3 protein-coding genes are annotated in these 2,282 nt (G+C 51.4%); all 3 read right to left on the reverse strand.

The window, feature by feature from the left end:
- Positions 1 to 340 (reverse strand): glycosyltransferase family 2 protein (locus ACP5PX_RS07890; RefSeq protein WP_428085406.1); only part of this gene is annotated, 340 nt, incomplete at its 3' end.
- 208 nt (positions 341 to 548) lie between these two features.
- Complete coding sequence (wzy, locus tag ACP5PX_RS07895; protein ID WP_428085407.1) at positions 549 to 1,406, reverse strand: O-antigen polysaccharide polymerase Wzy; 858 nt, start codon at positions 1,404 to 1,406, stop codon at positions 549 to 551.
- Positions 1,407 to 1,982: 576 nt separating this feature from the next.
- On the reverse strand, positions 1,983 to 2,282 hold a 300-nt coding region (locus ACP5PX_RS07900; protein ID WP_428085408.1), incomplete at its 5' end, for a hypothetical protein.

Raw genomic sequence — 2,282 nt, forward strand, 5'->3', positions numbered from 1 at the left:
GGACTGCATTATATCGGAACATCTCTGAAAACAGCCTTTTGACTGCTTCCACATCCCTAAAAACGATGTTGTCATCGAGTAACAGCAAGTAGCGAAACCTTGCCTCTTTAATACCCACCGCACGCTGCGTAACCATCCCCCGAGGGCTATGGATGAACCGGGTATTTGGTACAGGTGTGTCCCAAGCTGGTACACCGTAAGGTAAAACGATGATGATCTCTGCAGGTGGTAGGGATTGGTTTCTTAGGCTTTCAAGAAGATAGTCAAGATGCAGATTATGGCCAACTGAACGGATCACGGCGCTGAACGAGAGAGAAGTTAGAAATTCATCTGATACCATAACATCTGCCTCCTTTCGCTGTGTTTCCAAAGGTCTTATCGGCGTTCGCACGGCGCTCTGCGTTGGCCACAACTAAGATCAAGCTAAATGCCAACCAGAAGTATTTCCAATACAAATTGCCCAGAGTTAAGCCACTGACAAGAACTCCAACCAAAATGGCCTCGCCTGCCGCTGAAGCAGGGTCTCACGTGCAAGACACGCGCTTTTCTCATGTGCTTTCGTTCCTTGACAAAGTACGGCTTCGCCTGGGTTGCCCGGGGGCTAATGCCTTCAGGACAATAAAGATGATCCATGGCATAAGATAGACGCGCACCCACCTCCACACAAAAGAGGCACTGGATACACGCATTCCGTCTAGCATAAACACTGGGAGGCTGCCGGCGAAAAGAAGCAAGGCTGGCCAAGTCGGCTTAGTAAGGAGACGGTTGTATATTTTTCCGATTATGTACCCATAGAGAAACAGGTGAAGGAAAACGCCTATCACCCCAAAGTTCACATATGCCTCGGTAACGGGTGAGAACGCGAGCCCCCCACCAGCCGCCAAGATGTCTGGATAAAACGTACTCAGCCGCCACTCGTTTAGATCGAAGCTAACCTGGCTAAAAAGTCGCGCCACAAAAGGAATAGGTGCTCCCAAGGAGGCTATGTAGGAACGCCCTAACAATAGCCCTGGTCCGCCGTAATGAAGAACCTCCAACAAAGAGGCAGCCGGCATGCGGAATTCATTGGCTGCCCATGGAGCAACAAGGTAAGGATTTCTTGCTACCGATGACCAGACTTGAGACAAAGCGTAGGTCAGCCCTTCTGGCAAGAAAGCCCGTGCCAAAGCGTAGTATTGAGCCGCGCTTATTCCCAACAATAGTGCAGCAGTAACTGCTGGCGAGGGAAACCTTCTATGGCCGTAGTGAAAAAGGGCGAGACCGAACAGCAAAGGATATAGGAACTGACTTCGCCGTCCTGTCAGCAGTACGATGCCGGCAACGAACGCGAAAAGTGCAATGCCGCCAAGCAAAAACAGTTTGGATTGCCGCTTGATGCCGTAAAACAATACCAGAACCGCGCCCAAAAGCCACCACTCAAGGCCTGCTCCGATAACCTCTGCCTCTCATAAAACGAGGTAGAAACGCCCTCCGTATCCAACCTCAATATAGCCCGTCAGCCCGCCAAACGCAGCAAGGTAAGTTACCAAAGAGACGGCTGACAAAAGCATTACGCTTAAGAATGTCAGCGCCCACAGCGTCTTCGAGCCCCCTGTCAACGAGTCTAAGGCATGATGAACACCGGGACTGTGCCTTCGTTTCGTGGCCACATGCAATCCTAAACGCATGGCGAGCAGCCCCAAAAATTGCAAAAGGAGATAATATATAATTGTGCATTCTGAATATTGTGCTGCTGCCTGAAGTGGGCCTAGTGCATAGAGGGTATAGGTAAAGGGTAAGAGGACCATGGGCGAGAGTGCATCGCCACCTCGAGTAATCGTTGTACGGACCAAAGGTAAGACTCCTGTGAGTGCAATTAAAAAGATAAGAAGTGTCCTTGTGTCCAGCACGGAAAGGAGATAGAGCATAGCTCCCGCGCAGAGCGCAAGGACGTACCATAGCAAAGACTGTGCTATCACTCTCGCGTTTACTGCGCGCACCTCTTAGAGCCCTCCACTGCTCTTCTGCTCTACATACCAAAACATCCACACCTCACCGGCCAACACCGGCACCGCATAGGCAACCGCTGCGCCTAAAGCGTGAAATGATGGTACCAGAATGGAGGCCAGAAGCACCATTAACCCCAACCTCACGACGTTAACCCATGCATCTACCTGCGGCCGCATCATGGTATGTACCAGCATCGTTCCCAGGCCTAGGAAGACCACGGCAGCAAACGCACCGGCAGTCACCAAAAAGACCGGCAGCGCCCGACGATACTCCTCTCCCAGCACAAACCACTG

This window comes from Hadarchaeum sp. (SeqCode) (assembly GCF_049969415.1).
In the GTDB taxonomy this organism is placed as follows: Archaea; Hadarchaeota; Hadarchaeia; order Hadarchaeales; family Hadarchaeaceae; genus Hadarchaeum.